This is a genomic window from Amycolatopsis sp. NPDC104587, assembly GCF_055583645.1.
In genome coordinates this window covers 70645-77758 of the sequence record NZ_JBVJNO010000026.1, presented here as the reverse complement: position 1 = coordinate 77758, position 7114 = coordinate 70645, and the positions used below count along the sequence as shown (strand labels likewise).

The following is a 7114-nucleotide window of genomic DNA, read 5'->3' as shown; positions in this document are numbered from 1 at the left end:
AGTTAATGCTCTCAAAGGAACCTCATACGAGGTTCAATACATAAGCTCTACTGGCTTAGTTCACTAGCACACTGTTGAGTTCTCAAGCAACACACTCTGAATCCACCCGCGTTATCGGCGACTGAAACTCTCGGCGATTGTTTCAAGCTTTGTTCCGAGGCTACCACCTCGGTTCAGGACCCCCCACTCTACCACGTTCGTGGGAGCTTGGTTCGTGGCCCCGGCGGCCGCCCGGTTTCCCTGGCGACTTGGAGAACTTTACATGCCCCGAAACGGCCTTGCACAGGGGGGTCCCCTTTATTCGCGCCAGGCCGCTGACCTGCGTCGATCTACGTCTGCGGCTCCCCGTGGGTGGCGACGACCGTCAGCACGACGAGCGCGGCCGTCAGCACCGCCGCGATGTGGATCGGCGCCGGCGTGAACGACGCCGCGAAGACGAGCACCGCCGTCACCGGGAACCCGATGGCGATCGGGCGGCACTCGTTGGTCGGCCCGATGTGCAGCAGCCACACGCTCAGCAGGAAGATCGCGACCGGCACCGTGGTCGGCAACGCCGCGGCCACCCCGCCGAGCCCGTGCAACGCACCTGTGTCGTAGCCGACCGCCACTTCGAGCCCCGCTCCCACCGCCGCGGCCGACGCGAAGATGAAGTAGTGGCCGTAGCCCCAGCTCATCGACGTGAACATGGTCGGACGGCGCTCGAGCCGGGCGTGGCCTGGCCGGTCGAAGTACAGCCACCACATGGAGAACACGAGCACCAGCCCGGCCGCGGCCAGCGAGACGAGCGCGCCGACGTGCCCGGGTTCGGCGGCGCCCTCCTTGATCGCGTTCGTCGCGCTGAGGATCACCTCGCCGAGCACGATCAGGGTGAACAGGCCGTACCGCTCGGCGATGTGGTGCGGGTGCCACGTGGTGCCCTGCCGCCGCTCCGCCCAGACCGGCACCGCCATCTCCAGCAGCCCGAACACGACGAAGGCGGCCATCCGCACGCCTTCCGGCAGCCACAGGTACGACACCCACAGCACCTGGACGACCGCGATCCCGGTGGCGTAGCGCAGCGCGGCGGGCCGGCACCCCGGGTCCGACCGCGCGGCCCGGAGCCACTGGAACACCATCGCCAGCCGCATCAGCACGTACCCGATGACCATCAGCCGGAAGTCGCCGTCGAACGCGCGCGTCACCCCGGCCGCGACGGTCAGCCCGCCGGCGATCTGCACGAGCGTGGCCAGCCGGTACGGGACGTCGTCGGTGTCGAACGCCGACGCGAACCAGCTGAAGTTCAGCCAGCCCCACCAGACCGCGAAGAACACCATGGCGAACGACAGGACGCCGTGGCCGGCGTGCCCCTCGGCCAGCGCGTGGTGCAGCGACGTCGCGGCCTGCCCGACAGCGACCACGAAACAGAGGTCGAACAGCAGTTCCAAAGGGGTCGCGACGCGGTGGTGCTCACTGCTGTCGCGCGACCGCATCGGCCGGTACCAGATCCGGAGACGGCTCCCCGGCCGCAGCGGCTGCTCGGTCATCGACACTCCCCGTCTCGTGCCTGTCGGACGCGGTCATCCCAACATGATCACGAGCCGGGTGGAAGCACGACACGAAGAACGGGCGGGCCCGGTTCCCCCTCACCCGGGCCCGCCCGCCGCCGTCACGCGCGCTGCCGGCAACCGATGGGCAGCCCTTCCGCGAATGCCGGACGGTCCCCCGCGGACGCCGACAACTCACTGGATGGAAGGTGACCGAGTGTGTCCATTCCCTCGAACTCCGGACGCCTCGATCGCTCAGGCCGGTCACCCCATCCCCGGGTGGCCGACCGATTGCCACTGTCGGTAGCCGAAGCCGCGCAGTGAAGGCTCCATAAGATCTACCCGGTTGCTCTGCGTAGCACCAGTGTCTTTCCGTGCTCGTCACTCGGATGGAGCATCGCGAAGCTGCCGAAAGTAGTGTCTCAGCCCCGTTGGACGTCCGCGGCGGAGGTGTGCGCCTCCCGCGCTTCGCGTTCCTGGTCGGAAGCCTGCTCTCGGTGGCGCCGCGTCCGGAGCTCGGCGACGGCGAGCGCCAGCGCGCCGCACGTCAGGAGGGCAGCACAGCCGAGCGCGACGGTGAGCGCCACCGGGTAGCCGGCCGCCGCGCCGACGACCGCGCCGAACACCGACGCCAGCACGGCGGTGCCGATCGCCGTGCCGATGCGCTGCCCGGTCTGCAGCGCGCCGCCCGCGACCCCGGCCATCCGCACCGGCACGCACTCGAGCGTCAACGTCGTGTTCGGCGAGATCACCATGCCGCCGCCCACCCCCGCGAACAGCAGCGGCAGCGCGAACGCCCAGCCGGACGCCGACGGCGGGACGAGCTCGGCCAGCAGCGCCACGACGAGCAGGCCGACCGCGACCATGCTCAGCCCGGTGACGGTCAGCAGCCGGCCGAAGCGGGGCACCAGCCGTCCGGCGACCGCCGCGGAGACGGCCGAGCCGAGCGCGAACGGCGTCACCGACAACCCGGACTGCAGCGGCGAGTACCCGAGGCCCTGCTGGAAGAACATCGCGAAGACCAGCCAGATCCCGGCGAACCCGACGAAGTAGAGCGCGCCGACCGACGCCCCGACGGCGTACCCGGGGGTGCCGGTGAACAGCCGGGTGTCGAGCAGCGGGGACCGGCCGAGCCGGACCACCCGGTGCTCCCAGCGCACGAACGCCACCCCGAAAACCACGGCGATGGGGAACAGCCACCACAGCCTCGCGAGCCCGTCCTGGTCGGATTCGACGACCGGGAGCAGCACCCCGAGGACCGCGACCGCGAGCAGCGCGATCCCGGCGAAGTCGATCTCGTCCCGGATCCGCAGGTGACGCTTCTCGCCGCGTGGCAGCAGCCGCAGGGCCAGCCCGAACGCGACCACGCCGATGGGGACGTTCACGTAGAACACCCAGCGCCAGCCGTCTTCGGCGCCGAAGAGGGCGAGGATCACCCCGCCGAGGATCGGGCCGACCGCCGTCGAGATCCCGACGACCGCGCCGAACATCCCGAACGCGCGGCCGCGTTCGGGCCCGCGGAAGAGGTCCTGGATCAGGCCGGTGTTCTGCGGGGTGAGCATGCCCGCGGCCACGCCCTGGGCGAGGCGCGCGATGACGAGCGTCGTCTCGTTCGGGGCGGCGCCGGCCAGTGCGCTCGTGACGACGAACGCGGCGAGCGCGCCGAGGAACATGGTCCGGCGGCCGAACGCGTCCCCGAGGCGGCCGCCGGTGACCAGGACCAGCCCGAACGCGAGCGCGTACCCCGAGACCACCCAGCGGATCCCGCCGCTGCTCGCGTGCAGGCCCGACTGCATGGACGGGAGGGCGACGTTGACGATGCTGACGTCGAGCAGCCCCATGAACCCGGCCGTCAGCGAGACGGCGAGCGCTTTCCAGCGGCGGGGGTCGGGTTCGTGAGTCATCCAGCTCAGCAAAACACGAAAGGCGGGATCCGCGCGCGTTGTCCGCCGCGGTCCCGCCCGTTTCGCGCAGAAGCTACGTAGAAGCGGTGATCCCGCGGATCCCCTTGAGCTCGCCGATCAGCATCGAGCTGACCTTCACCGGGTAGTCGTGGAGGGCGAACACCGTCTGGTTCCGCCCCACCAGCTTCAGGTGGACCATCGTTTCACCCTTGTGGGCGAGCAGCGTGGAGCGGAGCTCGCTGACCACCGACTGGTCGATCTTCTCCGCCGCGGCCAGCAGCACCAGCGGCGGCTCGTCGTCGCCGTTGCCCGTGCCGACCTCGGACAGGTCCAGGGTCGCCAGCCCGCCGCCGAAGATGGACATCTTGTCCTCGCGCCAGTTGACGCGGCCCTTGACCAGCACCGCGTTGTCCTCGATCAGCTCGGAGGAGAACAGCGCGTACGACTTCGGGAAGAACAGCACCTCCAGCGAGGCGTCCATGTCCTCGACCGTGCAGATCGCCCAGGGCTCGCCCTTCTTGTTGACCCGCCGCTCGAGCGACGTGATCAGCCCGGAGATGACGAGCTCGCCTTCCTTGGGCGGGTCGGCGAGGATGCCGGCGATCGGCTTCGGGGCGTGCTTGCGCAGGATCCGCTCGGCGCCGTCCAGCGGGTGGGCCGAGACGTACAGGCCGAGCATCTCGCGCTCGTAGGCGAGCAGCTGCTTGCGCGGGTACTCCTCCTCGCCGAACTTCAGGTGCGCGAGCGGTGACGACGACGGCTGCGCCTCCCCCTCGTCCCCGCCGAAGCCGAAGAGGTCGAACTGGCCCATCGCCTCCTGGCGCTTGAGCGGGACGACGGCTTCCACCGCGTCCTCGTGGACCTGGATCATCGACAGCCGCGTGTGACCGAGCGAGTCGAAGCCGCCCGCCTTGATCAGCGACTCGATGACCCGCTTGTTGCAGGCCACGAGCTCGGACTTGTCGAGGAAGTCGGTGAAAGAAGCGTACTTGCCCTTCTCCGCGCGGGTCTTGATGATCGACTCGACGACGTTCGCGCCGACGTTGCGGACGGCACCCATGCCGAAGCGGATGTCGTCCCCGACGGCCGCGAACCGCAGGGCCGACTCGTTGACGTCCGGCGGCAGCACCTTGATGCCGAGGCGGCGGCACTCGGACAGGTAGACCGCCGACTTGTCCTTGTTGTCGCCGACCGACGTGAGCAGGGCCGCCATGTACTCGGCCGTGAAGTTCGCCTTGAGGTACGCCGTCCAGTAGGAGACCAGGCCGTACGCGGCCGCGTGGCTCTTGTTGAACGCGTAGCCGGCGAACGGGAGGATCGTGTCCCAGAGCGCCTTGACGGCCTCGGCGGAGAACCCGCCCGGGAGCAGGTCGCTCGCCTTCATACCGGCCTCGAAGCCCTCGTACTCGAGGTCGAGGACTTCCTTCTTCTTCTTGCCCATCGCGCGGCGGAGCACGTCCGCGCGCCCCATCGTGTAGCCGGCCACCTTCTGGCCGATGTGCATGATCTGCTCTTGGTACACGATCAGGCCGTAGGTGTCGGCCAGGATCTCCCGCAGCGGCTCGTCGAGCTCCGGGTGGATCGGCTTGACCTTCTGCCGGTTGTTCTTCCGGTCGGCGTAGTCGTTGTGCGCGTTCATGCCCATCGGGCCGGGGCGGTAGAGCGCGCCGACCGCGACGATGTCGTCGAACACCGTGGGCTCCATGCGGCGCAGCAGGTCACGCATGGGCCCGCCGTCCAGCTGGAACACGCCGAGCGTGTCACCGCGGGCGAGCAGCTTGTAGGTCTCCGGGTCCTCGACGCCCAGGGTGTCGAGGTCGATGTCGATCCCGCGGTTGGCCTTGATGTTGTCGATCGCGTCACCGATGACCGTCAGGTTCCGCAGACCCAGGAAGTCCATCTTCAGCAGGCCGATGGCCTCGCACGACGGGTAGTCCCAACCGGTGATGATCGAGCCGTCGTCACGCTGCCAGAGCGGGATCGCGTCGGTCAGCGGGTCGCACGACATGATGACCGCGCAGGCGTGCACGCCCGCGTTGCGGATCAGGCCCTCAAGACCGCGGGCGGTCTCGAAGATCGTCTTGCACTCGTCGTCGGTCTCGACCAGCGCGCGGACCTCGGCGGCCTCGCCGTAGCGCTCGTGCTTGTTGTCGACGATGCCCGAGAGCGGGATGTCCTTCGCCATGATCGGCGGCGGCAGTGCCTTGGAGATCTTGTCCGCGATCGCGTACCCGGGCTGGCCGAAGTGGACGCGCGCGGAGTCCTTGATCGCCGCCTTCGTCTTAATCGTGCCGAAGGTGATGACCTGGGCGACCTTGTCCGAGCCGTACTTGTCGGTCGCGTAGCGGATCATCTCGCCGCGCCGGCGGTCGTCGAAGTCGATGTCGATGTCGGGCATCGAGACGCGCTCGGGGTTGAGGAACCGCTCGAACAGCAGCTTCTGCGGGATCGGGTCCAGGTTGGTGATACCGAGCACGTACGCGACCAGCGAGCCGGCAGCCGAACCACGGCCGGGGCCGACGCGGATGCCGACCCGGCGGGCGTAGCTGATGAGGTCGGCGACGATCAGGAAGTAGGCCGGGAAGCCCTTCCCGATGATGACGTCGAGCTCCTTCTCGATCCGCTCGGGGTAGCCCTCCGGCGGGCCGCCCGGGAAGCGCCACGCGAGGCCCTTCGCGACCTCTTCGCGCAGCCAGCCGCCCTGGTCGTAACCCTCCGGCACCTCGAAGAACGGCAGCCGGTCCTTGTGCGCGTAGACGTCTTCGTAGGACTCGACGCGCTCGGCGATCAGCAGCGTGTTGTCCGCCGCGCCCGGGACCTCCTTGTCCCAGTACTCGCGCATCTCGGCGGCGGCCTTGAGGTAGTAACCGTCGCCGTCGAACTTGAACCGGGTCGGGTCGTTGAGGGTCTTGCCCGCCTGGACGCACAGCAGCGCCGAGTGCGTGTCGGCCTGGTCCTTGGTGACGTAGTGCGAGTCGTTAGTGGCGATCGGCTTGAGGTCGAGCAGGCGGCCGACCTCGAGGAGGCCCTCGCGGACCGACCGCTCGATCGGCAGGCCGTGGTCCATCAGCTCGAGGAAGAAGTTGTCGGCGCCGAAGATGTCCTTGTAGTCGGACGCGGCCTGGATCGCCGCCTCCTTCTGGCCCAGCCGCAGCCGGGTCTGCACCTCGCCGGACGGGCAGCCGGTGGTCGCGATGATCCCCGAGTGGTTCTCCGCGATCAGCTCGCGGTCCATCCGGGGCTTGCGGTAGTAGCCCTGCATGCTGGCCAGGGACGACAGCTTGAAGAGGTTCCGCAGGCCGGTCGCGTTCTGCGCGAGCATCGTCATGTGGGTGTACGCGCCGGCGCCCGAAACGTCGCCGCCCTCACCCAGCTCGTCGGAGCCGCGCTGGTTCGACTGCCCCCAGAAGACCGGCTTCTTGTGGAAGCGGCTCTCCGGCGCGATGTAGGCCTCGATGCCGATGATCGGCTTGAGACCGTGTTTCTTCGACTGCTGGTAGAACTCGTCGCCGCCGTACATGTTGCCGTGGTCGGTCATGCCGACCGCGGGCATGCCGAGGCGCGCCGCCTCCGCGAAGAGGGGGGCGATCTTCGCCGCACCGTCGAGCATCGAGTACTCGGTGTGGACGTGCAGGTGGACGAAGGAATCGTTCGACACCAGCGAAAACCTCCCCTAGGTGAATGGGA

Annotated in this window: 3 protein-coding genes; all 3 read right to left on the bottom strand. The window is 68.7% G+C overall.

All coding sequences use genetic code 11. The features are described from left to right. Window positions 1–329: 329 nt before the first annotated feature. Window positions 330–1523, bottom strand: coding sequence for a low temperature requirement protein A (locus ACZ61C_RS46705; RefSeq protein WP_465314442.1), 1194 nt, complete (start codon window positions 1521–1523; stop codon window positions 330–332). Window positions 1524–1945: 422 nt separating this feature from the next. Continuing rightward, entirely contained in the window at window positions 1946–3427 is a 1482-nt protein-coding gene (locus ACZ61C_RS46700) for an MFS transporter (RefSeq protein ID WP_465314441.1), read from the bottom strand. A gap of 73 nt (window positions 3428–3500) precedes the next feature. Beyond that, complete coding sequence (gene dnaE / locus ACZ61C_RS46695) at window positions 3501–7085, bottom strand: DNA polymerase III subunit alpha (protein ID WP_465314440.1); 3585 nt, start codon at window positions 7083–7085, stop codon at window positions 3501–3503. Window positions 7086–7114: the final 29 nt, after the last annotated feature.

Bases quoted from the DNA above. Each gene is read 5' to 3' on its own strand.
- ACZ61C_RS46705 (WP_465314442.1), bottom strand. From the start codon at position 1,523: ATGACCGAGCAGCCGCTGCGGCCGGGGAGCCGTCTCCGGATCTGGTAC.
- ACZ61C_RS46700 (WP_465314441.1), bottom strand. From the start codon at position 3,427: ATGACTCACGAACCCGACCCCCGCCGCTGGAAAGCGCTCGCCGTCTCG.